Origin of the sequence: Serratia sp. CY81684, from assembly GCF_052166595.1 — a bacterium.
In the GTDB taxonomy this organism is placed as follows: Bacteria; Pseudomonadota; Gammaproteobacteria; order Enterobacterales; family Enterobacteriaceae; genus Serratia; species Serratia nematodiphila.
The window spans coordinates 768,341-795,039 of sequence record NZ_JBJNOO010000003.1 but is presented as its reverse complement, the minus strand read 5'-3'; the positions used below and the strand labels follow the sequence as shown (position 1 = coordinate 795,039).

General features: G+C 57.0%; 21 protein-coding genes. 3 read left to right on the top strand and 18 right to left on the bottom strand.

Annotated features, from left to right (window positions below; all coding sequences use genetic code 11):
- Nucleotides 1-145 precede the first annotated feature (145 nt).
- The 3 genes from ACJ8QF_RS11575 (at nt 146) to ACJ8QF_RS11565 (ending at nt 3,106) form a co-directional block, all read left to right on the top strand.
- Nucleotides 146-2,518: a glucose/quinate/shikimate family membrane-bound PQQ-dependent dehydrogenase gene (locus ACJ8QF_RS11575; RefSeq protein ID WP_004935255.1), complete on the top strand. Its 2,373-nt coding sequence runs from the start codon at nt 146-148 to the stop codon at nt 2,516-2,518.
- A gap of 226 nt (nt 2,519-2,744) precedes the next feature.
- On the top strand, nt 2,745-2,930 hold the full coding sequence (locus tag ACJ8QF_RS11570; protein ID WP_033643635.1) for a hypothetical protein: 186 nt from the start codon (nt 2,745-2,747) through the stop codon (nt 2,928-2,930).
- Nucleotides 2,927-3,106: a hypothetical protein gene (locus ACJ8QF_RS11565; RefSeq protein ID WP_004935260.1), complete on the top strand. Its 180-nt coding sequence runs from the start codon at nt 2,927-2,929 to the stop codon at nt 3,104-3,106. The genes ACJ8QF_RS11570 and ACJ8QF_RS11565 overlap by 4 nt, the downstream gene beginning before the upstream one ends.
- A 30-nt stretch (nt 3,107-3,136) precedes the next feature.
- Here ACJ8QF_RS11565 and ACJ8QF_RS11560 read toward each other — a convergent pair whose 3' ends face one another.
- From ACJ8QF_RS11560 to ACJ8QF_RS11475, 18 genes are all read right to left on the bottom strand, one after another.
- A complete protein-coding gene (locus tag ACJ8QF_RS11560; RefSeq protein ID WP_004935263.1) occupies nt 3,137-4,570 on the bottom strand; it encodes an EmmdR/YeeO family multidrug/toxin efflux MATE transporter in 1,434 nt (477 codons plus the stop codon).
- 114 nt (nt 4,571-4,684) lie between these two features.
- Complete coding sequence (gene gspS / locus ACJ8QF_RS11555) at nt 4,685-5,083, bottom strand: type II secretion system pilot lipoprotein GspS (RefSeq protein WP_442537526.1); 399 nt, start codon at nt 5,081-5,083, stop codon at nt 4,685-4,687.
- Between the two features lie 76 nt (nt 5,084-5,159).
- The gene (locus tag ACJ8QF_RS11550) at nt 5,160-5,360 is read right to left on the bottom strand and encodes a hypothetical protein (RefSeq protein WP_015378375.1); all 201 of its coding nucleotides are present in this window, start codon (nt 5,358-5,360) and stop codon (nt 5,160-5,162) included.
- Nucleotides 5,361-5,476: 116 nt separating this feature from the next.
- Nucleotides 5,477-7,612 carry a peptidase domain-containing ABC transporter gene (locus tag ACJ8QF_RS11545; RefSeq protein ID WP_004935271.1) on the bottom strand — a complete coding sequence of 712 codons (2,136 nt, stop codon included), beginning with the start codon at nt 7,610-7,612 and terminating at the stop codon, nt 5,477-5,479.
- On the bottom strand, nt 7,599-8,894 hold the full coding sequence (locus tag ACJ8QF_RS11540; RefSeq protein WP_004935276.1) for an HlyD family secretion protein: 1,296 nt from the start codon (nt 8,892-8,894) through the stop codon (nt 7,599-7,601). Before ACJ8QF_RS11540 ends, ACJ8QF_RS11545 begins: the two co-directional genes overlap by 14 nt.
- Before the next feature lie 73 nt (nt 8,895-8,967).
- Nucleotides 8,968-9,327 carry a hypothetical protein gene (locus ACJ8QF_RS11535; RefSeq protein ID WP_004935280.1) on the bottom strand — a complete coding sequence of 120 codons (360 nt, stop codon included), beginning with the start codon at nt 9,325-9,327 and terminating at the stop codon, nt 8,968-8,970.
- Nucleotides 9,328-9,464: 137 nt separating this feature from the next.
- Nucleotides 9,465-10,406 (bottom strand): fimbrial protein, encoded by a 942-nt coding sequence (locus ACJ8QF_RS11530; protein ID WP_033643645.1) that lies wholly within the window; start codon nt 10,404-10,406, stop codon nt 9,465-9,467.
- Between the two features lie 42 nt (nt 10,407-10,448).
- On the bottom strand, nt 10,449-13,025 hold the full coding sequence (locus ACJ8QF_RS11525) for a fimbria/pilus outer membrane usher protein (RefSeq protein ID WP_261125684.1): 2,577 nt from the start codon (nt 13,023-13,025) through the stop codon (nt 10,449-10,451).
- A gap of 54 nt (nt 13,026-13,079) precedes the next feature.
- Nucleotides 13,080-13,763, bottom strand: a complete 684-nt coding sequence (locus ACJ8QF_RS11520; RefSeq protein WP_160125593.1) for a fimbrial biogenesis chaperone — start codon at nt 13,761-13,763, stop codon at nt 13,080-13,082.
- 56 nt (nt 13,764-13,819) lie between these two features.
- Nucleotides 13,820-14,359, bottom strand: coding sequence for a fimbrial protein (locus ACJ8QF_RS11515; protein WP_004935293.1), 540 nt, complete (start codon nt 14,357-14,359; stop codon nt 13,820-13,822).
- Between the two features lie 639 nt (nt 14,360-14,998).
- The gene (locus ACJ8QF_RS11510) at nt 14,999-16,507 is read right to left on the bottom strand and encodes a PhoPQ-activated protein PqaA family protein (protein WP_442537525.1); all 1,509 of its coding nucleotides are present in this window, start codon (nt 16,505-16,507) and stop codon (nt 14,999-15,001) included.
- A 69-nt stretch (nt 16,508-16,576) separates the two neighbouring features.
- Nucleotides 16,577-16,975 (bottom strand): hypothetical protein, encoded by a 399-nt coding sequence (locus ACJ8QF_RS11505; RefSeq protein WP_004935300.1) that lies wholly within the window; start codon nt 16,973-16,975, stop codon nt 16,577-16,579.
- An 84-nt stretch (nt 16,976-17,059) separates the two neighbouring features.
- Entirely contained in the window at nt 17,060-17,293 is a 234-nt protein-coding gene (locus ACJ8QF_RS11500; protein ID WP_004935304.1) for a hypothetical protein, read from the bottom strand.
- Nucleotides 17,294-17,424: 131 nt separating this feature from the next.
- Nucleotides 17,425-18,252: a Cof-type HAD-IIB family hydrolase gene (locus ACJ8QF_RS11495; RefSeq protein WP_004935307.1), complete on the bottom strand. Its 828-nt coding sequence runs from the start codon at nt 18,250-18,252 to the stop codon at nt 17,425-17,427.
- A gap of 1 nt (nt 18,253) precedes the next feature.
- A complete protein-coding gene (locus tag ACJ8QF_RS11490; RefSeq protein ID WP_275094941.1) occupies nt 18,254-24,040 on the bottom strand; it encodes a non-ribosomal peptide synthetase in 5,787 nt (1,928 codons plus the stop codon).
- Nucleotides 24,041-24,074: 34 nt separating this feature from the next.
- Nucleotides 24,075-24,944: a hypothetical protein gene (locus ACJ8QF_RS11485; protein WP_004935313.1), complete on the bottom strand. Its 870-nt coding sequence runs from the start codon at nt 24,942-24,944 to the stop codon at nt 24,075-24,077.
- Nucleotides 24,945-25,052: 108 nt separating this feature from the next.
- Entirely contained in the window at nt 25,053-25,628 is a 576-nt protein-coding gene (locus tag ACJ8QF_RS11480; RefSeq protein ID WP_004935315.1) for a helix-turn-helix transcriptional regulator, read from the bottom strand.
- A 706-nt stretch (nt 25,629-26,334) separates the two neighbouring features.
- Nucleotides 26,335-26,625: a hypothetical protein gene (locus ACJ8QF_RS11475; RefSeq protein WP_004935318.1), complete on the bottom strand. Its 291-nt coding sequence runs from the start codon at nt 26,623-26,625 to the stop codon at nt 26,335-26,337.
- Nucleotides 26,626-26,699: the final 74 nt, after the last annotated feature.

Here is a 26,699-nt window from a genome sequence, read left to right as displayed (position 1 = left end):
CAAAGCACCTTAAGGTTAAAAAACGGGATGGGTTTTACGTCACCCTAGCGGCTTCTCGCTGAAATAGTAGGGAGAAACCGCGTGTTTTTTCCGATTTGGCTTAATCTCTAAATCGGGGACTTTCATTTTTGGTAAGGGTATTGCTATGCAAAATAAAGCGTCACTATCGCCGCTTATCGTCATAACGGCGCTGTTTGCCGCGCTGAGCGGGCTTTATCTGCTCGGCGGCGGCATCTGGCTGGCCAAGTTGGGCGGTTCGCTGTATTACATCATCGCCGGGCTGGTGCTGCTGGCGACCTCCTGGCTGCTGTTCCGCCGCCGCGCCACCGCGCTGCTGCTGTACGCGGTATTCCTGTTGGGCACCACCATTTGGGCCCTGTGGGAAGTGGGCCCGGACTTCTGGGCGCTGACGCCGCGCCTGGACGTCACCTTCTTCTTCGGCCTGTGGCTGGTGCTGCCGTTTATCTACCGCAAGCTGGTGGCCAACGGCAAATTCGCCTACGGCGCGCTGAGCGCGGCGCTGGCGATCACCGTCATCGCGTTGGCCTATGCCGTGTTCAACGATCCGCAAGAGATCAACGGCACGCTCGACGCCGCGCAGGTACAGCCGAAAGACGCCACCGGCGCCGACTGGCCGGCCTATGGCCGCACCCAGGAAGGCACCCGTTACTCGCCGCTGAGCCAGATCAACGACAAAAACGTTGGCCAGCTGCAAGAAGCCTGGCGTTTCCAGACCGGCGATCTGAAGACCGCCAACGATCCGGGTGAGATCACCAACGAAGTCACGCCGATCAAAATCCGCGATACCCTTTACATGTGTACGCCGCACCAGAAGCTGTTTGCGCTGGATGCCGCTACCGGTAAAGAAAAGTGGAAGTTTGATCCGCAGCTGAAGTACAACCCAACTTTCCAGCACATCACCTGCCGCGGCGTGTCTTATCACGAAACCGCCGCAGCCGCAGGCGCCACCGGCGATGCCGCACCGGCGATGTGCGCACGCCGCATCATTCTGCCGGTCAACGACGGCCGTCTGTTCGCGCTGGACGCCGAAACCGGCAAACCCTGCCCGGACTTCGCCAACAACGGTGAGCTGAACCTGCAGAGCAATATGCCGTATGCGACGCCGGGCCACTACGAGCCGACCTCGCCGCCGGTGATCACCGATAAAGTGATCGTCATCGCCGGCGCCGTGACCGACAACTACTCCAACCGCGAGCCTTCCGGCGTGATCCGCGGCTTCGACATCAACAGCGGCAAGCTGCTGTGGGCCTTCGATCCGGGCGCGAAGGATCCGAACGCCATCCCGGCGGACGAGCACCACTTCGTGCCTAACTCGCCGAACTCCTGGGCGCCTGCCGCCTATGACGCCAAGCTGGATATCGTTTACCTGCCGATGGGCGTTTCCACTCCGGACATCTGGGGCGGCGATCGCACCCCGGAAATGGAACGCTACGCCAGCGGCCTGCTGGCGCTGAATGCTTCCACCGGCAAACTGGCCTGGTTCTATCAGACGGTCCACCATGACCTGTGGGATATGGACGTGCCGGCGCAGCCGACCCTGGCGGACATTACCGACAAGAGCGGTAAAAAAGTGCCGGTGATCTATGTGCCGACCAAAACCGGCAACATCTTCGTGCTGAACCGCACCAACGGCGAACTGGTGGTGCCGGCGCCGGAGAAACCGGTACCGCAGGGCCCGGCCAAAGGCGATCGCCTGTCGCCGACCCAGCCGTTCTCCGAGTTGACCTTCCGTCCTGAGAAGAAACTGACCGGCGCCGACATGTGGGGCGCGACCATCTATGATCAACTGGTCTGCCGCGTGATGTTCCACAGCCTGCGTTATGAAGGCACCTTCACCCCGCCTTCCGAGCAGGGCACGCTGGTGTTCCCGGGTAACCTGGGCATGTTCGAATGGGGCGGCCTGGCCGTCGATACCGATCGCGAAATCGCCATCGCCAACCCGATCGCGCTGCCGTTCGTCTCCAAACTGATCCCGCGCGGCCCAGGCAACCCGATTGAACCGCCGGAAGGCGACAAAGGCGGCAGCGGCACCGAGTCCGGCGTACAGCCGCAGTATGGCGTGCCGTTCGGCGTCACCCTGAACCCATTCCTGTCGCCGTTCGGCCTGCCGTGCAAACAGCCGGCCTGGGGTTACATTTCCGCCGTGGATCTGAAAACCAACGACATCGTGTGGAAAAAACGCATCGGCACCGTGCGCGACAGCTCACCGCTGCCGCTGCCGTTCAAAATGGGCATGCCAATGCTGGGCGGCCCGGTGACCACCGCCGGTAACGTGTTCTTCATCGGCGCCACCGCAGACAACTACCTGCGCGCCTTCAGCGTGACCAACGGTGAAAAACTGTGGGAAGCGCGCTTGCCGGCCGGCGGCCAGGCGACGCCGATGACCTATGAGGTCAACGGCAAGCAGTACGTGCTGATCTACGCCGGCGGCCACGGTTCCTTCGGCACCAAGCTGGGCGACTACGTGGTCGCTTACGCTCTGCCCGATCAGAAGTAACCACCGCCGTTAGTACCCCGCAAAGCACGCCGCAAGGCGTGCTTTTTCTTTTCCCGCCCCGCCGGCTGTCCCCTCGCAATACCCTTAATTTTTTCACTCGCATTATTGATAATGGTTATCATTCGCAATATTATACCTTTGCGGCCCCGGCAGCGGCTGCGATCCTCTCCAGCTTAATGGGCAATACAACGATCGGCCGCCTTCGGGCGGCCCTATTCGGAGGCGCATGGTCGACCATACTCGGAAGCATCGAAAGAAGATCCTGCAAGCGGCGGTGAAAACGCGACGCGCCGGCCTGACGTTCGCGCCGGCGTCGCCAGCCACTTCGCCCTTTATCGGCCAGCACCGCCAGACGCAAGCCGTACTGATACACCTGATCGGCCATGATGACGCACAGGAGGAACATGAATGAATCTGCAGCCCTTTACCGCCATGTTGATGTTCGCCTATGTGCTGCTGATGGTGCCGCTGCTCTACGTCATCGACAGCCGCCTGAGCGCCAGCAAGCTGGTGCGCAAAGCCACGCAAAACGTCATCATCATCGCGTTGACGCTGCTGTTCTTCAGCGCGATGACGCTTTTATACTGAGGCCATCTCGCCGGTGCCCCGCGGCCGACGTTACCCGGCCTCCCGGCGTTTGGCCCGCGGATATTTCCACAGCCAGCGCCCGCTGACCATGCGCCAGTAGAACAAGGCGCCGCGCACCGCCCAATCAAGGAACATCCCCAACCAGACACCCACCACGCCCATGCCCAGTTCGATACCCAGCGCGTAGCCCGCCACCACGCGGCAGCCCCACATGCCAAGCATCGTCACCCACATGGCGAAGCGCGCGTCGCGCGCGCCTTTCAGCCCGGCGGGCAACACCCAGGAAGCGGCCCAGATCGGCATAAAGGCGGCGTTGAGCCAAATCAGGGTTTTCACCACCGTTTTCACGTCATCCTGCGAGGTATAAAACGCGGCGAATACCCCGGCCAACGGCGCCGTACCCCAGGCGATAGCGGTCAACCCGAGGGTAGACAGCCAGAAAATATGGCGCAGCTGCCGTTCCGCCTGACCGATCTCGCCTTTGCCGAGCCGCCGGCCGACGATGATGGTCGAAGCCGAGCCCAGCGCGTTGCCCGGCAAATTGATCAACGAAGCGATGGAGAAGGCGATAAAGTTACCGGCGATCACGTTGGTGCCCATGCCGGCGACGAACATCTGCGTCAACAGTTTGCCGCCGTTGAACAGCACCGACTCGACGCTGGCGGGAATGCCGATCCCCAGTACTTCCCACAGGATGCTCATCTTCAGCGGCGTGAAATAGCTTTTCAGCGTGATGTGCAGCGCCGGATTAAAACCGATCGCCAGCACATAGAGGATGGCGATGGCGCCGATATAGCGGGAAATCGTCAGCCCCAGCCCGGCGCCGACGAACCCCAGGCCATGCCAGCCCAGCATGCCGTAAATCAGGATGCTGCTGATGATGATATTGAGGATATTCATGCCGCCATTGATAAGCAGCGGGATCTTGGTGTTGCCTGCGCCGCGCAGAGCGCCGCTGCCGATCAGCGCAATCGCCGCCGCCGGGTAGCTCCACACCGTGGTTTGCAGGTAAGAGAGCGCCAGCGCTTTCACCTCCGGCGAGGCCGCGCCGGCGATCACATCAATGATCGGTTCGCCCGCCAGGTGAATGCCCGCCGCCAACAGCAGCGCCACGCCGGTCATCAGCACCAGCGACTGACGCGCCGCCGCCCGCGCCCGCCGGCGATCGCGCTTGCCGAGGCTGAAGGCCACCACCACGGTGGTGCCGAGATCCACCGCGGCAAAAAAGGCGATGATCACCATGTTGAAGCTGTCCGCCAGCCCCACCCCGGCCATCGCCTCTTTGCCGAGCCAACTCACCAGAAAGGTGCTCAGCACCCCCATCAACAGAACGCAGGCGTTCTCCAGAAAAATCGGCACCGCCAGCGGCGTGATTTCGCGCCAGAACAGCACGCGGTAGCTTTTCCGTTTGGCGTACCAGGGCGTATTTTCCACGCGCTGACGCAGTGCGGCATACAGGTTCAAGGTGGGCTCGATGGATAAAAGTGAAACATCATTTCAAATGATGAGCGATAAATCGTTATCCTGCAAAGAATTTTTGGGCGCCCGTGGCGAGCGCCCGACAGGCACACCGTAGCGCTACTCCATGTAGTCTTCCTGATCGGCCTGCGCCGCCGCGATAAAGCGCGCGGTGCTGCGGCTGAGCGTGGCGCATTTGTCCGTCAGCAGTTGACTATCCTGTTGCAGAGTCAGGTAACGCGCCTGGGTGAGCGCCGGCAACTGCCGATACCCTGCCGCCTGCGTATCCCAGCCGCGGTGCTGCGCTGCACGCATCGCGGTACGTTGCAATTTCACGTCGTCCGGCACGTCGCTGCGCCCGCAGTCCACGCGCTGGAAATGCCCGCCGGCCAACATCAAAGCGATGTGATCCAATTGCGCCTGCAGCGGCGGCGCCGGTTGGTGCGCCGTCTGCTGACAACCCGCAAGCAGCAACAACGCCGCTACGCCGCAAAGAGACGTGCGAAACAGAGTAGACATGGACGCTCCCGGAAACCTGTGGGTGATGCAATGATCTTAGGTGAGCGGATGCCGGGCGGCAAGGCGGGCAGTACGCTTAGCGCCGGCCGCTGCTGACCTTGGTGGCGCGGGCGGGGTTGCCGGCGACGAATTCCAGCGTGGGGGAATAGTAAAACGGCAACCAGGCGTTATAGCCGCTCTCCCACTCCCATTTGACCGGGCAAGGCCACAGCATGTCTTCATGCAGGATGTAATAGATCCACCGCCCGGGCGGGCGGCGCGGTTTGCGCGTTTTCATAGCGGGTTCGACGGCCTGATGGAATGCGATAGGGTCAACTGCTGCATTTTACCGCGATTTAGGTCGCGGGGACAGCCTGCGTTGCCGGCTTCGCCCCCGGCGCCGGCAAGCGCCCTTTATTCACCGCCGCCTGCCGGCGCGCCGCTCTCGGCCCCCAGCACCACCACCCTGTCGGCCGAGTCGATGGTCGACTTTCTGTGGGCGACGATCACGCGCGTAATATTCAGCGAAGATATCGCCCGGTTGATCGCCGACTCATTCTCAACGTCCAGATGGCTGGTCGCTTCATCCATAAACAGCACGCTCGGGCGGCGATAGAGGGCGCGCGCGATAAACAAACGTTGCTTTTGCCCGCCGGAGATGCCGTTGCCCAACTCGCCGATCAGGGTTTCGTAGCCCATCGGCATCTGCATGATTTCATCGTGGATATTGCTGTGTATCGCGCAGGCCATGATCAGCTCTTTATTGGCATTGACCTCAAACCCGCTGATGTTTTCCGCAATGGATCCGGAGAACAGCCGGTCGTCCTGCAGCACGCAGGCGATCGCGTTACGGTAGTTATTCACCCCGACTTTATGGATATCCATCGCGTCGGCCAAAACCTGGCCGGAAGTGGGGCTGAGCAAACCGCACATCACCTTCAGCAAGGTGGTCTTGCCCGCGCCGGAGGCGCCCACGACGGCCACGCTTTCGCCGGCCGCAATGCGCATGTTCAGGTCTTTGAAGATCGGCCGCGACAGCGCGTCATATTGATACGTAAGATTTTTTACCTCAATGGCAATCCCCGTGCCCGAGGGGAAAACCTGTCGCGGCGCGGACTCCGTCTCCGCATCGGTAAAGACGATGTCGGATATCCTCTCATTGTGCAGCGACAGCATGCGCAAGCCGATCGCCAGGTCGATCAGGCTCGAGGCCCGCTGAGAGAACTGGCCGCGATAGGCATTGAACGCCATGAACATGCCGAGCGTCATGGAATTGTCGATGACCATCATGGCGCCAAGCCACAGGATCGCCACCTGATCGAGCGTCGTGATAAAGGTATTGATCCCGCCGAACATCATATTGAATCGAGTGATTTTGATATTGGTATTGGCGGCGTCGACGTTCAGATTGAGCCAATAGCTGGAGCGCGTTTCCTTGATGCCCAGCGCCTTGACGGTCGAGATGCCGTACAGCGTCTCCATGAAATGCGAGTTGGCCTTGGCCGCCTTGACGATCTGCTCCTCCGAGAATTGACGGTAGGTTCTGTAAGTCATCATCCTGATGAGGATGTAGATCAGAGTGAAGCCCGCCACGACCCAGACCAGCCAGCCGCCGTAGACCATCATCATCGCGAACAGCCCGACCGTCATGATACCGTCGATGATCCCGCTGACGATATTATTGGTAAAGGTGGTTCTGATCGCATCCAGCGAGGAAAAGCGCGATTGAATGTCCCCCAGGTGCCGTTTCTCGAAAAAATCCAGCGGCAGCTTCATCAGGTGTTCAAACAGCGTCGTCTTCCACTGAATATCGGTCAGCGTCCCGAGCACGATGGAGATCCAGGCCCTGGCGATGCTGACCACCGCGCGGAACAAGGTGAAGAAGATCAGCCCCAAACAGATGACCGTCAGCAGGCTGTAGTCATGCGCCTGAATGACATGGTCGGTCACCAGTTGGGTTCCCACCGGCAGCAGCAGGTTGACCGACTCGATGACTATCGATAACGCAAAGATCTTGAGCAGCGTCCCCGGCAGGCCCTCGATGTTTTTCATCAAATCCAGCAGGCGCAAACGGGTCTTGAGGGTCTCTTTTTGAAAGGCCCTGTCGGGCCACAGCTCCAACGCGATGCCGGTAAAATGATTCGACATCTCCTGCAGCCCGATCACTCGGCGCCCGAAAGCCGGATCGTGAATGACAAAACCGGCGCGCTGCACCTTAACCAACACCACGAAGTGATTCATATTCCAGTGCAGTATGCAGGGCGTTTTCAGCTGATTGATTTCGTCGATGTCCAAGGACAAGGCGCGCGTTTTCAGCTGGATTTGCGACGCGATTTGAGAGATCGTCCCCAGGGTCGCACCCTGGGTGGAAATGCCGAATCGCTGCCGCAGGCTCAGCATATCCACATTAAACCCGTAATAGGAGGCGATCATGGCGAGGCACGCCAGGCCGCATTCCGATGACTCCGACTGCAAGATGCTCGGCACCCGCTTGCGCAGTGAGAAGGTTAACTTCTCGTTGATCCGTTCAAAGAGATTATTGTCCTTCATCGACTCGCCCCACAACGCTGTTTTTTATGTCATACAAAGGCGCGATCGCCCACTGATAAAGCGGTTTCTTATCCAGGAAGACGATGACCCTGGCCTGCAGCCCGCTGCTGATTTCGAGATATTTGCCTTTATCGCTGAATTGCGTGTCGCTGATGGACGCCAGCACTTTGTAGTAGGCGTTCCTTTCCCTTTTATTTCCGCTGCTGTATTCCGACATTTCCTGCGGGGAGGCGGGGACCGACGAGATGGACTCTATTTTTCCCGGAAACTGACCGAATTTATCCGACGGGAAGGCTTCATAGCGAATGTTGATGCCATCGCCGATTTTCACGTAGGGCAAACTGTTATTCGGCAGCCATAAAACCAGATAATATTTGATGTTATCAATCGGTTTGATTTGCGCCAGACTGCTGCCGCTCTCGACCACCTGCCCGGCGGTCACGCTCAGCGACTCGATTTTCCCCTTGAGCGGCGCTTTGATAATGACCTGGCCGCCGGCATTGGACTCCGCCAGCTGGCGTTGTAAATCACTGCGTTGCGATTCGCTTTGCGATATCTGATTGTCATAATCGGCGGCGCGAATCAGCAAATCGCTGCGCAACTGCGACAGCTGAATATTTTGCTGGATCTTTTGGCTGTAGAGCGCCTGATACGAGCTTTGCTGTTGTTGAAAAAGCGAACGCTGATAATTTAACTGATCTTTGGTGATCAGGCCTTTCGTCAAATAGTGTTCGTAATTTTTCAGGCTATCCCGCATTTTATCCATCCCCTCTTTGGCACTGAGGTTCAGTTTCTCGGTTTCTTTATAGGCGTTTTCATAGCTATTGATCTGTTTGCGCAAATTATCCAGCATGGCGGTTTTATTTTTATTCAGCTTGCTGATTATCGAATCCAGATTGCTAATCTGTTTGCTTATTTCGCTGGCCGCGATATGGCTGACATTGCCGGACGTGGTGCTTCTCGAGACATCAATCACATACAGCGGCTCGTCCTTTTCCACCACGTCACCGGCTTTATGAAATGCCTGGCTCACGTAGCCGTATTGGGAGGAAAACACATTGGTGGAATGCGGGATGCTGATCACCTCGCCTTCAACATCGACCCGGCGCGTGTACTCGCAAAAATAGAGTGCGCCCGCCAGGATCAGAATAAAAGTGAAACAGGTGGCGGCAATCACATGGCTCGACGCGCCGGAAATTAACAGCGCCCTGCCGGTCCATCTTTGACGTTGATAATTGACCGCCTCCTGGCGGAAAATATTCCTGCTCTTATTATCACTCATAGGAAGAACCTGCGCTTGCCTGACCGGGAGACAGCCGCAGCGAGAACGCTGCGGCTTTGGACCGCGTATGGATTTAGCTGATGGTGCCGTTAATCAGCCCATCGAGGCCTTTTTTGGAGTATTCCAGCGTGGTGTCCCAGCCAATAACGGCTGCGGCCACGCCGCTGGCTACGCCGCCCAGGATGCCGCCGGCGACCATGCCGACGCCCTGGCCAATCGAGCCGACGCCCAGCAGGCCGCCGCCGTCGCCGCCGTGCTTACCGCCGATGACGGCGCCCGCCATGCTGCCCACGGAGGCACCCAGAGCGATGGATGAAACGGCTTCCGCGGCATTGGAAACGGCGCTGCCAATCAGCCCCGACAGTCCATTGCTCATATCCCAGGAATAAGCGCCTGACACTTCGTTCATTTCGATAACAGACAGTTCTTTCATTGGTTAATCTCCATATTTAAACGGACAAACACGGCCATACATGCGTGTTGTCATTGCATTGGCATCGGCCTGCAGCGCCTGATGCCACCAATAATGTCGCGCGAACAGACGACATTATATTTTTAATGGGGGTCTCTTTAATTCTGCGTAATGGTGAATGTCATCACCGCGTCGGCCTGCCCGGGGCTAATGGCTCCCGTTTGCTTATAGCGCGCCATCAAGGGGATCCTGATCTCTTTTTCAGCCGCGGTGTGGTAATTGATCGGTCTGGAAAACGTTAATGGATTACGGTTCTCATCCAACACTTCCACGGCGACGCCCTTCGCCGCATCGGCGCCGTCGGCGATATCAATCATTCCCACGCCTGGCGAATTTCCTGCCGCCTCGAACGTGACCTGAACCGGAATATTGTCCTCCTGACATTGCAGAACCACGGAAAAATTGCGTTCGGAAGACGCCGCCGTGCTGCCGACGCCGTTAAACTCGCTGCGTTTAGGGCTGCCCAGATTCACCGTTTGATTTTTATAGTTCAAATCAACCAGGCAACTTTTCTGAATGACCTTCATGCCGGAAATACTGATATCCAAAATGGAGGTCGAATCCAGATAATATCTGGCGATAATTTTCCCGCCCATATCGCCGCCGGTTTTGATCGGGCCGGTTTTAATAAACGTCAGCCGAACATCGTTTCGATTGATCCACGGCGTCAGCAAGTTGGGCGAAATCGCCGTGTTGACGGGCACGTTCTTATTGCTCTGCCATAAGTCTGAAATCGTCACCCCCACGCCCTCAATGCCCGTTTCAAATACGCCGGGCAGCGCGCTCGGCGTCAGCGGCGACATGGAGCGATAGGCGACCGAACCGGAACAAAGAAAAGAAAACGTCGTGCCGTTAATGCTGTTCTCGGTTCGAACAGCCAACTGCTCGCCGACTTCGATGCGCGGATCCACGGCCAGCGTCAGCAACCCCATGCGGGCGGTTTTCGCGTTGGTGGTACAGGTGCCGGCATAAACCGCCGTCGTGAGCGTCGCCAGCCACACCAGGGCGCCGTAACCGAATATCCTGAGAAAAACGTTCATTTTCACTCTCACTTAAAAGTCATGATGGAAATAGAGCGAGATCTATTGGCAAACGCCGTTTAGGGTTTGGAGACCCGCTGACGGCGGCTCCGCCGGCAACTGGTAACGGATGCGGCATTGGTTCTCGCCATTCCTGCCCCACTGCGCGATGAGCAGGCCCTTTTCCGCCATGCCGCTCAGATAGACCACGCCGTCGCCGCCGACCAGGAACGGCTGAGTCGCCCCCTCGGCAAGACGCAGGCTGGCGCCCAGCGGCAGAGGTGCCCCCTGCGAGTCCGTCACCTTCATCAAAATCCGTCTGCCGACGTTGGCTTTGAAATTCGCCCGGCTCACCGCGCCGCGAGTCGGCGTGACCGACTGGTTCGTCAACTCGAGATCGACATCATCCGGCAAGCTGTCGACATCGAGGCGAATCGAATTGTTGCGATAAGGCGTGGCGTAAGGAACGATCGCGTAGCCGCGCCAGTCGGTTTTCACCCCGACCTGATTGCCGACCGCCACATCGCTCGCGCCGGCCGCCTGCACCAGGGCGACGGTTTCGCCGAACGGTTGACCGAAGGTCACACCGTCTTCATGGGCGATCACCCCGCCCTTCACCCCGTAGTTGACGCGCTGTTGACTGCGATCGTAGGCGTAGCCCGCCGTGAGTTCACCGTACGTCGCGCGCCAGTCGGCGTTGGCGTTGCCGCTGTTGCCCTGGCCCTGGCTGCCATACCCTTCCTGTACGCTCCAACTGAGGTTGCCGCCGGCCAGCGCCGTGCCGTTGAGGCCCGCCGTATGGCTGGTATTGCCTTTTTTGCTGGTGTTAAGGTTGTAAGTGGCGTAGGTGTTGCTCAGCCATTTCTCTAATGGCACGCTGATGTTGAAAGCGAAGATCTGATCGCGATCGTAAATGCGCCCGCGGTTCGAATCGCCGTAAATAGCCTGTGAATTCCGGCTGTAGCTGTAGTTAACACCGTAGCTGATGCCATTCCAGCTATTGTTGTAACCCGCGCTCAGCGACTGCATATTGCGCTCGGAGCCCCAATAGTCTTCGGAGACCGCGCTGAGTGAAAGCGACCCCGCCCCTTCCCATAAATTCTGGTTCAGCGTGATTTCGCCGCGATTTTTGCGGCGGTCTATCGGGGCGTAACGGTTGCCGCTGCGATAGGTGTCCAGCACTTCCTGCAGCCCATAGTAGCCGCTGGTCGAATAGCGGTAGCCGGCGATGGCGAAGTTCGTCCCCGTCTCGACGATATTTTTGCTGTAGCGCACGCGCCACGACTGACCATCGCTTTTCGGCTGATGCTCCTGCTTTGCCCACGCCTGGGTGACGTCGGCCGACAGGGCGCCGAACTCGCCCAGGTTCTTGCCCAGACCCAATGCCAGCGATTGATACGGCCCGGCGAATTGGCCGCCGCCATACAGGGTGAAACCGGCGGGCAAGCCATAAATCAGGCTGGCCTGCGAGAAGATCTTTTTATCCACGCTGTGATCGTAAGTGCGGTATTGCCCCGAGGTCAGCGCATATTTCAGCCGCCCTTCGCGTTGCAGCACCGGCAGGCTGGCGAAGGGAACGGTCAGGTGCTGTTCGCTGCCGTCCGCCTCCTTGATAGTCACCTCCAAATCGCCGCTGCCGCCGGTCGGGTACATGTCCGAAATTTCAAACGCGCCCGGCGCAACGTAACTCTGGTAGATGACATAGCCGTTTTGGCGAATGACCACTTGCGCATTGCTGCGCGCGATGCCGCGCACCACCGGCGCATAACCACGCAGGCTTTCCGGCAACATGTCGTCATCGGAAGCCAGCTGCGCGCCGCGAAACGACACGCTGTCAAACACATCGGACGGGCTGCTGCTTTCGCCGAGCGTCAGCAAGCTTTTCAGGCGGATGATATTGCGCTGGGCGTAGGTATAGACGGAGTCCCAACGATCCTCCGACGCTCGCCCGCCGCCGGCGCTGTTGTAGCTCCAGGTGGTGTAGTTCCGCACTCGCCAGGCGCCCAGGTTGAAGCCCGGCCGCAGGTTGAGGTAATAACTGCTTGCGCTCTGGGTGAATCGATCGCGCCCCTTGCTGTTGCTGCCGGTGAAGCCGTAGTTCAGCAGCATCGCCGGCAGGCCTTCATCCCATTGTTCCGGCGGAACGTATCCGCGCACCTTATTTTCCAACGCCGCCTGGGGGATACTCAGCATCAGGCGTTGGCGGTTAAATTGAAATTGCGCCGAGGCCTGTGGGATCGCGGCCAAATTCGCGCAGCGATCGGCACCGGCCAAACCGGGAAACAGCTCAACTTTCACCCCAAGCCGTTTCAGATCTTCCCGCGTCAGACAAGGCTGCAGATCGGCCTTCTCGTCGCTGCCGGCCCGCAGAGCGAACGACACCTCGCGCGTTTCCAGCAGCATGTCGTTCACCCAAATATCGACCCGATACGTGCCGGGAACCTGCTGGCCATTTTCAAAAATCGACAGATCGACGTGCTGCTGACCTGAGCGCCCAGTTTCCAGCAACGCCGGATTAAAATAGTCACGAGAGAAGGCGGGATTAGCCATATTGCCGCATACCGCCGTTGTTACCGTGAATAAGGCTATGCGTTTCAGCCAAGCATCCCGCTTCGCTAATATACGCTTTTGAGTTATCATTCATTAGCTCCATTATTGAAATGTTTTATCCCTTTTTCTGCCTTCCCTTACAGATTAAATACCTGACTGATGTTCTTTACCTGTGCCGCCATAATCATTAATTAATTTCCAGCTTACCGACGTTGCGCCCGCCACGGGCAATACAAACATTTCGCTGCTCATCGGCGCGATATATGCCACCTCTTTCATTTCCCGCCCCCCGATACGGACATAATGGAAGTTCATATAATAAGGCGTTGGGTTGGTGAGTTTTAATTCTGAACCGACACGCTGCCATTTCAGCTGCTGCGTCACCTCTTCGGGTACCTGGCGGAGCAGCGGCGCCGGCCGATAAATCAATTTAATGCGGGTCTTGACCGCTATTTGCAGCGTATTCGATTTACCCGTCTGGGTTGTTGAAGGAATGGATTTAATATTCATCCAATACAAGCTTTCTTTATCTTTCGGTAAGTCATCACCCACTTTCACGATGCGCAGCATATTTTCCTGGTTGCCGTCCAGCCGAAATAAAGGCGGCGTAACGATAAACGCGATTTTATCCACCCCGCTTTGTTGATTCTCCAGCCAGGACTGAATCAAATACGGTTCTTTATCCGGATTCTCCACGCTGATTGACGCTTCTTTTTTTTCGCCGTTGAATATCACCCGCGTCCCGCCAATCACCACGCCGGCGTGAACCGTAGACGCAAACAATAAAATAATGAAAGCCGCTAAGGCGCCGTAGCGATTAAAACGCATAATATTATCTCCGAGGCAATACAGCCCGCTGTGAACCAGCGGGCAAGAAAATATTATCAGTTATAATTCAGCGTAAAGGTGGCGACGCTATTGGCTTTACCGGCGGTCACATCTGCCTGCGTGGAAATATAGCGGGCGGTAAAATCGAGGTTATTTTTCACGCCGCTGCCGGAAGCCAACGGATAAGCCGTCGACGCCGTGTAAAGCGGCAGAACACTGTTAGAAATATCAGACAGTTGGATACCGACGCCGGTAGCGACATCCGTTTCCTGAGTCAGCTGTAATACGTTGCTGTCGCCGTTATCGGCCGCGCCGTCAAACTTAACGGTGGCGCTTTTTACCGTATCCGGACAATCGGTGACTTCCAGCGTGAATTTTGTCGCGCTGGACGTTGATCCCTTGCCACCCGCAAATGCCGTTCGGGCCACATCACCCAAAACAACATTTAATGGATTACTCAAGTCATTCGTGACCTTGCACGCAGCATCGACAATATTCCCGGTAAAATTAACCTGACCATCTGCTGCCAGAGCAGGTAAAGCGCTTGAACACGCTGCCGCGACAAATGCCAACATAATCACTTTTTTTTCCATCATGGGTACTTCTCCTTTTGATTAGACAGACTTCAAAATATCCCCGCCACGGAGAACCCGGACAGGAAGAATAGGAGCCCCGCTCCTTTCACAGTTAATTATGCTTAGCTTTCCCCCTTTAGCAATACATAAAATCAATGTAAAGATGAGAAAAGATAATTACCCCAAATAGAATTAGCATCATTCTTAATTTTATTTTGAAAAAACCGCCAAATCGGCATTTCCTGATTCATTCATCTGGCAGTAAGAGAATTTATTATCGCGCTATCCGAAGACGCTTTCGCCAGATCCTCCTCATTTCCCTCTCAGGCGAAAAATCAGGTGACATCGCCGTAAAATGAAAGCCGGGCGATAAAACTCGCCCTGAAATAAATGACATTTATATTACGAAAGGCATCACGACGCGGCGGCAGCGAGAGGAGCAGAAGAAGAGGAAAAGCATGGCGATAACAGTTTATCGAACAGGAGGGAGAATAAGGCATTCGCCGTTCGTGAAACCGGCGCGGTCATGTGACAACGAGAAAATGGCGTTACGCAGAAATATTCTGTCTGGCGCCGTTCAATATTTCGAAAATAAGGCAGCAATGCGCTCTGTCGCGCAGAATAACGCATTGCCGCCTTAATGTTTTTCGGCGCCGCTAATTAATCGTCATGGCGATAATCTTCACCCAACCCTCTGCCGGGTAGGGTTTCACACGCCAGGCCATCGCCCGCGGGAACGGCGGACGGATAATTATCGTCCGGCGTGATAAAGACCGGCGTGGTCGCGATAAACCCATCGTTGAACACCGCCTCGATAAAGGTGGCCTCCCAGCCTTGCACCGGGGCGGCCAGACGAAACTCGCCGCGATCGGCCTCCGCTGCGGCCAACGGCTCCGGGGTAAAGCGTACGCCGCACGAATAACGAAAATCTCGTGCCGTGCGGTTGTGCGCGCTCCAGCGCCGCACGGTGGCCGGCGGTTCGGAAAAACGCAGCGTGCGCACCGCAGCATCCGCGGCGCTGCCTTGCACCTCGATCGTCGGCAACGCGATATCGCGCTGGCGGCGCTTGATCATCGCCAGTATGGCGCGTTCGGCGGCCGGCCGACTTGCCGCGCGATCCCCGTCGGCCATCGCGCGCAGCGAAGCCTCTCCCGGTGAGGCGCTGAAATAGAATCGCGTGCTGTCCGGCGGATAACGTTCGTCGCCGCTGGCGATGATGACATATTTCGGTACCGCTGGCCGCTCTCCCGCCGGCGGCGGCGGATAAGCGGTGGGATCCGCTATTTGCATCAGTTTGTCGAACGCCGGCGTCTCTATGCGCCGATCGATGCCGAGTTGGTAATAAGGATGAAACGCCAACGGCCAACGGCCGCCATACGTACGATAGGTATGCTTCAAGACCTGCCGCGCCGCGATCCCATCCGGGAACATGGCGACGACGGCATCGATGCGCTCATCCGACAATGACGCCAGCCACGCCGCGGTTGCGCCGCTCGCCGCGCCCGCCACGATGAATTTATCTATCCCCCACCGGCTCAATTCGCGCTGCGCCAGCGTCATGGTTTGCGACAAGGCCGCCGTCATGGGGATCGCCAGCGGCATCATCAAGTATTCATCCGCATCGTCCAGGAACAATCGCCAGCCTCTGGCCTGGCTGTCCTCCCCCGCACGACGCCGCCCCTCATTTTGATATTCCAGGTACGGATAAGGCAGCCGGTTGACGACAATCACGACGGTGTGACTTTCCGCCGCCAAGGCCGCCGGCATGGCGACGGAAAACGTCGCATTTTGCTTGCCTGCCCCGCTCGCCCCTGCGGCGGCGCAAGCGCAGTCATCGCTCATCAGCACCAACGCTTTACGGGCAAGCGCCCCGTTGGGGATATAAATATCCACATCGTGCCACCATTGCGTCGGCCGGATGGCGTCTTGCGGCGACCAGGATTGCGACATCAACCGATAATGACGTATCGACACGTCATGGCCGTTATCCACGCCCTTTAACGAATATGACAGAGGCAATATCGCCAACTGATTGTTATAACAAGGAATAACGGTGTGCAAGGCGGAATGTTCGTCCGCAAAGCAGCGATCTTCCTCTGCCGCCATAGCCTGCCGGCCGCCGATTAAGGCCAGGCAAATCAGCGCGGTGTATCCGATGCGTTTTAGCATTTTTCCTCCCCCCTTTGTCCGTGGCAAATCCCTTTTACGCCGCCTGGCGGCAGGAAACCTTCCGCGCGCCTAGAGCACCTGATGAAAGCGTATCGGATAGCCAAAGCTGTCCTTTTCGAACGCCACGTCCCTGTCGTTCTCGCCCAGCAATAGGCTGTAAACGCCGTTTTCCTCATAACGGCTCATGGCGATATACAGCACGACCTCCCGATGGTCAGCGATCGTAAACTGTTTGCGCCTGGCGTTGATTTCCAACGTAAACGCCACCACCGGATTGTTGTTCAGAAATACCGAGGTCTGCTGCATGGAGACGATCCTGCCCTGCGCTTTCTCGGTCACCTGAAAGGGCGTGGCGTCATTGGGGGCGCGTATATCCACCTTCTTTTGGATATAGATAAAGTTAAACACCGCCAACGCCACCGCCACGAACAGATTGATGGCCATGATCAAGATGATTTTATTCGCCATGAACTCTCCCTTTGCCGTTCTTCCGGCTCCCGACATGTGCGAGGTAAAAGTGCCCTTGCGGGCACTTTTCATTAAGGGCCGGGCTTATGACGATTTACGGCCAAACAGCTGCGAGAAGGCGCTAATACCGGCATCGATGACGGCGCCAATGCCCTCACCGAGTTTGGCGCCGGCGCCCGCCGCATCCGCGTGGATCCCGAATAGACCGGTACCGGCATCTACGATGGCGCCAATGCCATTGCCCAGGATTTTGCCGGCATCGGAAGCGATGCCTGCGCCGGAAACCGCCATGACTTCTGCTTCAGTCAGTTCTTTCATACTGTCTCCTTTGTATTTATCGACATGTTTAGTAATGAAAAAATGAAACCCTCACTGTTTGTTCACCTCCTTGTTATCTGCCCACGAAAGACCCTGTTGCCAATGCGTTCACCCGCGCGGCGGTGACAATGTCAGAACAGGCCGAACTCACGGCAGAGATAATCGGCAACGCCATTGCGGCTGTTGGGCAACGCAATCGGGTTAAACGGCAGCGCGCGCTTCAATTCGCCCATGGCATTGCCCATCACCACCCCCGTTCCGGCCCAGCGCAGCATGTCTAAATCGTTCATCGCATCGCCGAAAGAGAGGCAATCGCGCATCGCTATCTGTTTGGCGCTCAGATAGTCGGCCACGCTTCTGGCCTTGGAAATATGCTTATCCATGATGTCTATCGTTTCCGCAGAGGACTTACAGATGGACAGCGTTTTTCCGAAAGCCTGACTGACCTCGTCGTAAAACCGCTCGATCAGCGCCGCTTCCCCCTGCAGCAGCACTTTCAGGATCGGTTGCCGTTTCATCGCCTCCGGTTCGACATAGCGGCAAGCGACGCCCGAGGTTTTGATATAGTCGGCAAAATGCGGATTCTCTTCGGCCATCATCCATCCTTCCTGGGTGAACAACGTCACGTGGAGCGGACAGGCGAAGAGGTAATCCATCAACATCATTTGGCTGTCGCGAGGCAGGAAATAGCTTTTATCCGCCACCGGCCGCCCCTCGATATTGACCATCGCGCCATTGCAGGAGACGATCGCCGGCGAGAACCCCAGGCCATCCACAATCCCGCGCGCATCCGCATCGCAACGGCCTGTCGCGATGACGATTTCCAGCCCGCGGGCATGCAGGATATTGAGCGTTTCCACCGTCAGATCAGACAGATTTCCGGCAGGATCCAGCAAGGTTCCGTCAAGATCGCTCACGATCGCCCGGTATTTTATTTTGCCGTCGATAGCAAGCCACATATCACGCCTCCTCCGCCTGGATAATCCCGTCTTCGGCGCGGATTTCGCTGTCGGGCGGAAGGTGGGCGATCGCGAGCGCAATGGCCTGAAAACGGCGTCCTACCGCAACGATGGTCTCCTGAGCTATCTCGTGAGAATCATAAAACAGTGAAATGGCGAGCCGTTCCGCTTCGGGGAACAAGCACAGCACCGTCTGGTGGTTGCTGCCGCTGACGATATCCGTCACCTGGAATGTAAACGGCAAGCGCGGATCCTTCTGCGGTTGCGGCATGTTTTCAAACACAAACAGGCTGCCGAACGGCGAAGTGGGCACCCATTGTTCGTCGTAGCGGTTCAGTTCGGAAAAGGCGTACTTCTGCCTCAGCGTCTGGGAATCCGCGATATCGGCCAGCAACGCATAAATGGGCCGGCGGCGAATCGCCTGCAGGCGCAGCACCGGGCTGGCGACACACAGGCCAAACAGCGTCTGCACCTGTTCAATGTCCGCCGGGCGCTCGCTCATGGTCGTGCCGATCGCGATATCGTCACAGGCCAGCGCTTCGGCCAGCGCCAGCATCCAGGCCAGCTGCGTCAGTTGATTGACCGTGATCCCCTGGCGCCGGCAAAACGCAGTGAGGCTTGCCACCTGTTCCGCGCTGAATTCCGCGCCATATTGCCGCATGCGTCGCCCCTGCGGCGCGGCATCCGGCGAAGCGCTCAACGGCAAACGTTGGTTGACCGGCGCCCCGCGCAAATAGTTCGCCCAGAACGCCTGCGCCTCGGGATCGTCGCCGTGCGCGCGCACATAAGCGGCGAAAGGCTCAAATCGGTTAATTTCCAGCGCCGGCGCGCCCCCTTCCAGCAAGGTGAGGTAGTCGTTGAACCAGTGTTCGAACAGAACGCCGAGGGACCAACCGTCGAACAAGATATGGTTAAAGGTCTGCACCAGATAGTGCTCATCGGCGTTCAACTTGATCAGGCGCCAGCGGATCAACGGCGGCGCATCCAGCTCAAACGAGGTTTCTCGTTCCCGGGCCAACAGCGCTTCCATCCTTTCTTCCAGCAAGGACGGCGGCGCGTCGGTCCAATCCTCGATCGCGATCGGCGCCTGCAGCGTCTCGCAGATGAAGACGTTGGGTCGCCCACGGCGGGTTTGATCGCCGAACCCGGCGCGCAGCATTTCAAATCGCTGCAGCGCCAGCGACCAGGCCTGGTTCAACATCTCCGGCTGCAGCGGGCCGGCCACCTCATAAACGGCCTGATCGATCTGATACTCGCGGTTAAGCCGGTTGAAATACATCAATTCCCGCTGCGTGACCGTAGCCTCGAAAACGGCGGCGACGCGATGACGTTGCTGCCAGCGGTCCAACTCGGCGAGGCTGACGTTGGCATGGGGGAAGTCCCCCGGGCTGGCGAGGCGAACGCCCTGGCTCGCCTCGTGGCAACAGTGTGCGACCAGCGCCGACAGGCTCTCCCGATAGTGCGAACCGATCCGGGCCAGCGTCGCCTGCGGCAATAAGCCCGACATCACGATGCTCAGCCGGTCGCCGTGCACGTAGAGCACCAGATCCAGCACATTGTCGCTCGCCGGCAGCGCGCCGTTTTCCAGATCCGCCGTTTGGTCGATCAAGGCCCACAAGGCGTCGTCAGTCTGTTCGTTAAAGACCCCGAGATAGTTGAATGAAATGGCCGGCAAGCGGTGGCGCCGCAGGCAGGCTATCGCTTCGTCGTCCGACGCTGAACCGTATTTCAGCGCCGAATAGCCGATGCCGTGATCCGGCATCTTTCTTAATGCGTCCTTGATGGCGCGCAGCGTGTGTTTTGGGCTCTGATGCGCGGTGATGCGCAAAGGCAGTAAGGCGGTGAACCAGCCGACGGTGTCGTCGAGCTGGATCTTATCGTCATTGATATCGCGGCCATGGTGTTCGAGCGTCAGGTAACTGTCCGCACGGCCATGCCAGGCCTGCAGCACCGGCGCCAGCGCCGCCAGCAACACATCGCGGATCGAGGTGCGGTAGGCCTGATGACAGCTGTCCATCAACAGCGTCGTCAACGCCGCGTCGCACTCGAAGCGGCAAAACGCTGGACTCTGCGCCCCCTCGCTGAGCGTGGCGTAATCGGGTTGCCCGGCGATCATCGCCAACCAGTAAGCGCATTGGTCATGCCGGCTCGCCGCGTAGTGCCTTAACGTCTCGCCCCACTGCCGGTAGCTGGTGCCTTTCGCCGACAGCGATTCCCCCTGATGCAACCGTCGCATGTCTCTGACGATGATGCGCCAGGACACCACGTCGATGATCAGATGATGGAATGCGCAGAACATCAGCGCGTAACCGGGCGCGCTGCTGTCGAAAATGTAGACGAAGCGGCACAGCGGCCCTTCTACCGGATCAAACCCCGATTGCCATTGATGCAGAAGTTCGGCGCGGCTTTGGCGACAAAGCGCCAGGTCATAGTATCCCCATGAAGGGCCGCCGTCGGCCACCGACAGATAGCGCTGCGCGACCAGCGCGCCGGCATCGTCGGCGCTAAACCGCGCGCGCAACATGTCATGGCGCGACGCCAGCCCGTTCACCAGATCGGCCACGCGCTCGGCGGACATCGGCGGCACCCGCACCAAAAAAGTCTGGTTGAAGAAGGCGCGATGTTGCGGCGGCTGCTCGTTGTACCAGCGCTGAATCGGCAGCAATTCGAATTCGCCCTGCAGCTCGCCCTGTTCATTGAGCGGCGCAATCGCCTCCCGTTGCAGCAAAATGCGCTTGGCCAGCGCCCGCGCATTCCGGGTTTCGAACACCGCACGCGAGTTGCTGTGATAGCCCGACTTGCTCAATTCGCTGGTGAACACGATGCTTTGGATCGAATCGCCGCCCAGACGAAAGAAGTCGTCATCCACCCCTACCCGTTCAACGCCGAGGATCTCCGCCCACAGGGCGCAAATCAACGCCTCCAGCGCGTTCTGCGGCGCGGCATATCGCTCGCTTTGCGCGAATTGCGGCGCGGGCAGCGCCGTGCGATCCAGCTTGCCGTTCACCGTCAGCGGTATCTCGTCGAGCGCGACATAGCTGGACGGCACCATGTAATCCGGCAGGATCCGCTCCAGCCGGGCGCGCAAATCGGCAGGATCCAGCGGCTCGCCCCGCGCCATCAGCACATAAGCGGCAAGGCGCTTGCTATCGCGATGGACGACATCCACCACGACGCATTTCTCGACGCCCTCCAGCGCATTGATCGTGTTCTCTATTTCGCTGAGTTCAATTCTGAAACCGCGGATTTTTACCTGGCAATCGTTTCTGCCGAGATACTCCAGATTGCCGTCGCGCAACTCTCGCACCCGATCGCCGCTTTTATACAAGCGTCGCCCGTTCAGCGTAATGAAACGCTCTTGCGTCTGCTGCGGCTGGTTGAGATAGCCGCGCGCCAGCGCGTCTCCGCCGATATACAGCTCGCCGGCCAGCCCTGGCGGCAACGGCTGCAGCCAGCGATCCAGCACATGAAGTTCGCGCCCCGGTATGGCTCGCCCAATCGGGATGCTGCTGCGGGTTTCGTCCGCCGCGATGGCGTACATCGTGGTGAACGTGGTGCATTCCGTCGGGCCATAGCCATTGATGACCTGCTGCGGGCGGTTGGCTTGCCGCACCAGGCGCTGCATCAGCGTGGCGGTCAGCGCCTCCCCGCCCACCAGCAGACAGCGCAGCCCGGCGAACAGGTCGGGGTGACTGAGGTAAAGATGATCGAACAGGCTGCGCGTCGCCCACAGAATCGATACCTGCTGCCGACGCAGCAAGGCTTCCAACTGCGGCACATCGCCGGCGATATCCTCCGTGTCGCGCACGACGACCAATTTGGCGCCGTTGAGCAATGCGCCCCACACCTCGAACGTCGCCGCATCGAACGCCGGGCTCGAGAGGAAGAGCAACACGTCATCGGGCGTGACAGCGATGCCGGACGCGGTCGCCAACCCGCACATCGCGTGTTGCTCGAGCATCACGCCTTTCGGGATCCCCGTCGATCCCGAGGTATAGATCACCGCGCCGAGCCGGTCGGCGCCGGTGACGGCCGGCAGATTCTGCCGCTCGTGCGGCAGGCGGTTCAGATCGCCCAGCGCGAGGACGGACACGGCGTGCGGCATCATCGCCGCCAGCGCCTCGGCGGCCGACTGCAGGCTTTCCCCGGCGATGAGCACCGGCGCGCGCGTTTCTTCGAGAATATGCCGAATGCGCGCCTGAGGATAATTGCAGGAGAGCGGCACATAGGCCGCACCGGTTTTCAGCACCGCCAGCAGCGCCACCACCATTTCCAGGCTTTTCTCGCTGTACAGCGCAATCAGCGTATCCGCCTGGGGGGCGCCCCCGGTCAGCGCTTGGTAGCGGAGCGTAATTTCGCGCGCCAGGCTATTCGCCATGCCGTTCAGCTCACGGTAGCTGACATACAGCCCCTCAAACTCCAGCGCAATCTTATCCGGATAACGCAGCGCGATCGCCTCAAACCGGGCGCTGAGGGTTTCTCTCGGCAACGCGGGGGCCGCGTCGTCATCTGGCGGCATGTCGGCGGCGGGATAAAAGGCGAGGTGGCGTAAAGGCGCGTCAGGCGCGCGCATCGCCGCTTGCATCAAGCGCATGAAATGTTCCGCGCAGTCGCGCATATCTTCTTCGTTAAACATGTCCTGACGAAAACGCAGCCGGAACTGCAAGGCATCGCTGTCGGCCCGATCCTCATATTCCAGGGAAAGCGACGCGCTGGCCATATCGTGGTTGGCTTCAAACAGCGGCGAAGTGGCGCAATCGGCCAGCGCCAATGCCGCATCGCGCAGGTTGGTTTGGGCAAAGGAAATCGGCATCGCGCGGATCCCCAACGCCTGCACCACCTGTTGCGTGGGCAGTTGGTTAAACCGTTGGCGCGAGTGCGGCGCCGCGGCGGTAATAAACGCCAGCGCGCGTTGATAAACGGCGGCGAAGCCTTCGCCGTCACGCAGCGAGAGGGGCATCACGCTGGTGTTTACATGCCCGCCAAGCGCAAATCTTTGCCCCTTTTTTATCGACACCGGATAGCTGATATAGACCGTTTCCTGATTGCCGCTGCGCGCCATCAAGATGCCCCACAGCACCAGCAACGCCAGAAAGTCATTCATTCGCCGTATTCCCGCGCCCTGCTTCAGCGCTTTCCATTGCGCTTTGGGCACCTGGAAACGCAGCTCGGCCGCCTCATCGTTTCGCACGGCGCCGCTTTTCTCAAAGGGCACGTCTATCGCGCCCAAATTTGCCGCTTCGGCCCGCCAGTGCGCCAGCGCTCCGTCGGCGGCCAGTTGTTCCACCTCGCGCTGCAGCTGCCGGTTGATGGCGGCAATCTCGGCCGCCTCGAGGCGTGTCGATAACCGCTGTTGACCATAGTACTGGCTCACCAATGAGAAAAACTCGTCGGAAGACGCGCCGTCGATCACCAGATGATGGCCCACCAGCGCCAGGGTATAGCGCCCCGCCCCCTCGGCGAAAAGCGCCCAACGATAAAGCGGCCCGCGGTAAATGTCGAAGGGCTGGCGAATCACTTGGGTCAGCAGCGTGCGGTCCGTGTAATGCTGCAAAGGATGGATTGCGTCATTGCGACGCCAATACAGCTCGCCATTCTGTTCATGAATATGGCTGTTCAGCAGGACATGATCTTGCACCAGCGCATTCAGCGCAGCTTGTAATCTGATGGGATCCAGCGCGCCCTCAATACGCTGCAGCACCAATACGTTGTAATTACAGCCTTCTGGATGGCGGTCATATTCATCGATAAATACTTTTGAATAGGGTGATACAGGAATCTCTTCCATGACAAACACTCCATTTAGAATACACGTGCCCTGCTTAACGGCGATCCATGCGGCATACCCAAACCTCTTTCGGCATCAGCTCGCTTATCTTTTCTGAGTAATAACCGATCAGCATGTTGATGCGCTTTTCTGCAATGACCTCCGCCGCCTGAGCGCAAATCGACTTGTAAAAACCAATAGGGATCATCACTTTGCAACGGCTATGCAGGTGCCGACAAACGCCGATGGCCCAGGAAAAACACTCCCTGGAAGGATTGGAAATATCCAAAAGTTCGGCACACTCACTGGAACAGCCAATCACAGCGTAGAGATTGCCTTTATTGATATAATGAATTTTATGATACAGAGGATGTTTTTCAATATATTCAAATGCGCGATGATCTTTTTCTCGCCCCAGATTATTGATAAAACTGGCCTGCCGCGCTTGGCCGCCCTCGGTAAAACGAAAGGCCATAAACTTATCAGGCTTTAAGGTTAATTCGACGAAGGGATAGATTTGCGTATTGGTGGTTAAATACTTTCTGAAAATCTTTTCATAAACCCTGATCTTCCTGTCATCGGAAAAGCAGATATCCGCCGCCACATCCGAACGCTTAGCCTGCAGGAAAAAGTCTTTCAAGACGGTGGAAGATTTGACCTGACGGTGGATCCCAAGATCGCCAAGCATATTGACATTAAAAGACAATTCATTGATTTTAAAAGGATAAAAACTGGATACAAACATCCCGAGATAACGTTCTTGATCCTTGTAAAATATGCCCGTTTTTTCCATTGGCGCCCCACAATGCGGATCGAGCAAATGCTTCCAGTGCAGGAAACGCTCCCCGCCCAAATCTCTGCCATAAAGCTCCTGCAATAATTTGAAATGATTATGGGAAACCGCTTCCCTCACAAAGACAGCCATGTTTTATCTCCCTATAAAACCGATTCCATGCCGGGCGGAAATCAATAAAAGATGACCGCTCAGCGCCGTTGATAATACGGCGCCGGACCGTTCGCTTCCTTTCCCTGATTAACAAGAGTCGCTGTGCATTTTTAACCAACGCAAGAATTCAATATTATTATCGATGTTCAGTTTTCTCATGGCCGAACGTTTATGAATACTCACCGTTTTCGGGCTGATGCCGAGCAACATCGCCGTTTGGTTTTGTGAATAGCCCAAATGGATCAAACGGCACACTTTCCCCTCGCTAAAGGTCAACTGGGTACGGCAACGCGGGCAATAGCTTGAAACCAAACTATTTTTCTTGCGATAGCAGAACATGACCTTGTCCACGATCGCCGCCACGCTGTCTTTGCGCGTAATACTTCCGGCCTCCAAATTGCAATGAATTTTAGGGAATGTCTTTTTATGCTCCAATATTGAAAAATAGAGCGGAATAGAAGAAAAGTTGCCCTGCAAAAGCTGGGTATGGCAAAAATTTATGGACACCCGCTTGTCCGGCGCCCTGAATATGATGTTGGCACGTTCTTCTCCCGTGATCTTGGCCTTAATGCCATTCGTGAGAAAACCTTCTTGCAAGGCAAGACTCAACCCCAGCTTGAAGAATTGATTTTTATCCACAATAGCGATATTGACGCGCTCCATTAACAAACCTCCCTTTTGACTACGCTTGCTCACTCTCCTTACTGCAATATCATTGCTGTGATTATTTTTTGTTTTAACGTGCTTTTTAATAAAAAAGCGTTATAGGCGAAGCAAAAAAGACCTTGCCTCGCAAAAGTGCATTTTATATATAGGGTTATATAAATCATCTGCCCTGGAGAGCATACAAAAGCAAGACGCGGTAAGCTGCCGCGCTTCGCAAGGGAAATTGTTATCGTAAGATATATTTATAAGGCATCATTGCCATCAGCATCACGGTGCTAAGATTTTTCTCTGATACGTTAATTTTACTCCAAGAGCGCAATATATCCAGATAAATATCGAAAAAACACATAATATAGAACATAACATTGCGCGACATTGATTGTTAAGAGAATCCGTTTATGCATTAGGAATTTACTTATGATAAAGGCAGGATAATGCTTTTTTCGCACGAGGCGGTGGGGTCATCGCAGACCCTATTAAACAGAGTATAACCATATTCATTTTATTGTAAAAAATTTGCATAAAAAAAAGCTACACTTTATGGCAGTAAGTGATTCCCGCCCTTTCATGTAGACGGCAACAAAAAAGAAGAAGGCGAACCCATCGGCCGCCCGCGCAAGAAATGCTTGGTAGGAGTAACGATTTTTCAGGAGTGATGCGCAGCGCAGAAAGATAACGCGGCATCGTTGACGAGCGGGATGATTTATATTTTTTTTATCCTCATCAATTTTTTAGCCTCCAGGCAGGAAACCAACCCGAGGTGATCTTTTTTTAGCTGCTTGTCGCTCCCAAGAGGAAGAATGACTTTGAACGTTTGCAACTTACCGTGATTATTATAGATATCAAAGACTATCACCGGCGGGCCATAACCCAGGATCATGCAGTCTAAAAACCGCAGAACGGCGCAGCCCAAGCGGCTCCTGGCCTCGCGGATAATTTTATCCGCAAGCTCATCATACCGGAAAGGTCTTTCCGGCGTCGTCAATACCTTCATAAGGTCTCCCTTCTGGTATATATCATTCCGATTTAAAATAATAACCTCATAAAACCGCCGCCGTTCAAGGCGAG

What these genes read in the sequence shown, in the direction of transcription:
- ACJ8QF_RS11485 (WP_004935313.1), bottom strand. Translation starts at nt 24,944, where the DNA reads ATGGCTGTCTTTGTGAGGGAAGCGGTTTCCCATAATCATTTCAAATTA.
- ACJ8QF_RS11520 (WP_160125593.1), bottom strand. Translation starts at nt 13,763, where the DNA reads ATGCGTTTTAATCGCTACGGCGCCTTAGCGGCTTTCATTATTTTATTG.
- ACJ8QF_RS11565 (WP_004935260.1), top strand. Translation starts at nt 2,927, where the DNA reads ATGAATCTGCAGCCCTTTACCGCCATGTTGATGTTCGCCTATGTGCTG.
- ACJ8QF_RS11475 (WP_004935318.1), bottom strand. Translation starts at nt 26,625, where the DNA reads ATGAAGGTATTGACGACGCCGGAAAGACCTTTCCGGTATGATGAGCTT.
- ACJ8QF_RS11570 (WP_033643635.1), top strand. Translation starts at nt 2,745, where the DNA reads ATGGTCGACCATACTCGGAAGCATCGAAAGAAGATCCTGCAAGCGGCG.
- ACJ8QF_RS11495 (WP_004935307.1), bottom strand. Translation starts at nt 18,252, where the DNA reads ATGTGGCTTGCTATCGACGGCAAAATAAAATACCGGGCGATCGTGAGC.
- ACJ8QF_RS11505 (WP_004935300.1), bottom strand. Translation starts at nt 16,975, where the DNA reads ATGGCGAATAAAATCATCTTGATCATGGCCATCAATCTGTTCGTGGCG.
- gspS (WP_442537526.1), bottom strand. Translation starts at nt 5,083, where the DNA reads ATGTCTACTCTGTTTCGCACGTCTCTTTGCGGCGTAGCGGCGTTGTTG.
- ACJ8QF_RS11540 (WP_004935276.1), bottom strand. Translation starts at nt 8,894, where the DNA reads ATGAGTGATAATAAGAGCAGGAATATTTTCCGCCAGGAGGCGGTCAAT.
- ACJ8QF_RS11575 (WP_004935255.1), top strand. Translation starts at nt 146, where the DNA reads ATGCAAAATAAAGCGTCACTATCGCCGCTTATCGTCATAACGGCGCTG.
- ACJ8QF_RS11490 (WP_275094941.1), bottom strand. Translation starts at nt 24,040, where the DNA reads ATGGAAGAGATTCCTGTATCACCCTATTCAAAAGTATTTATCGATGAA.
- ACJ8QF_RS11525 (WP_261125684.1), bottom strand. Translation starts at nt 13,025, where the DNA reads ATGATAACTCAAAAGCGTATATTAGCGAAGCGGGATGCTTGGCTGAAA.
- ACJ8QF_RS11510 (WP_442537525.1), bottom strand. Translation starts at nt 16,507, where the DNA reads ATGCTAAAACGCATCGGATACACCGCGCTGATTTGCCTGGCCTTAATC.
- ACJ8QF_RS11500 (WP_004935304.1), bottom strand. Translation starts at nt 17,293, where the DNA reads ATGAAAGAACTGACTGAAGCAGAAGTCATGGCGGTTTCCGGCGCAGGC.
- ACJ8QF_RS11535 (WP_004935280.1), bottom strand. Translation starts at nt 9,327, where the DNA reads ATGAAAGAACTGTCTGTTATCGAAATGAACGAAGTGTCAGGCGCTTAT.
- ACJ8QF_RS11515 (WP_004935293.1), bottom strand. Translation starts at nt 14,359, where the DNA reads ATGATGGAAAAAAAAGTGATTATGTTGGCATTTGTCGCGGCAGCGTGT.
- ACJ8QF_RS11480 (WP_004935315.1), bottom strand. Translation starts at nt 25,628, where the DNA reads ATGGAGCGCGTCAATATCGCTATTGTGGATAAAAATCAATTCTTCAAG.
- ACJ8QF_RS11550 (WP_015378375.1), bottom strand. Translation starts at nt 5,360, where the DNA reads ATGAAAACGCGCAAACCGCGCCGCCCGCCCGGGCGGTGGATCTATTAC.
- ACJ8QF_RS11545 (WP_004935271.1), bottom strand. Translation starts at nt 7,612, where the DNA reads ATGAAGGACAATAATCTCTTTGAACGGATCAACGAGAAGTTAACCTTC.
- ACJ8QF_RS11530 (WP_033643645.1), bottom strand. Translation starts at nt 10,406, where the DNA reads ATGAACGTTTTTCTCAGGATATTCGGTTACGGCGCCCTGGTGTGGCTG.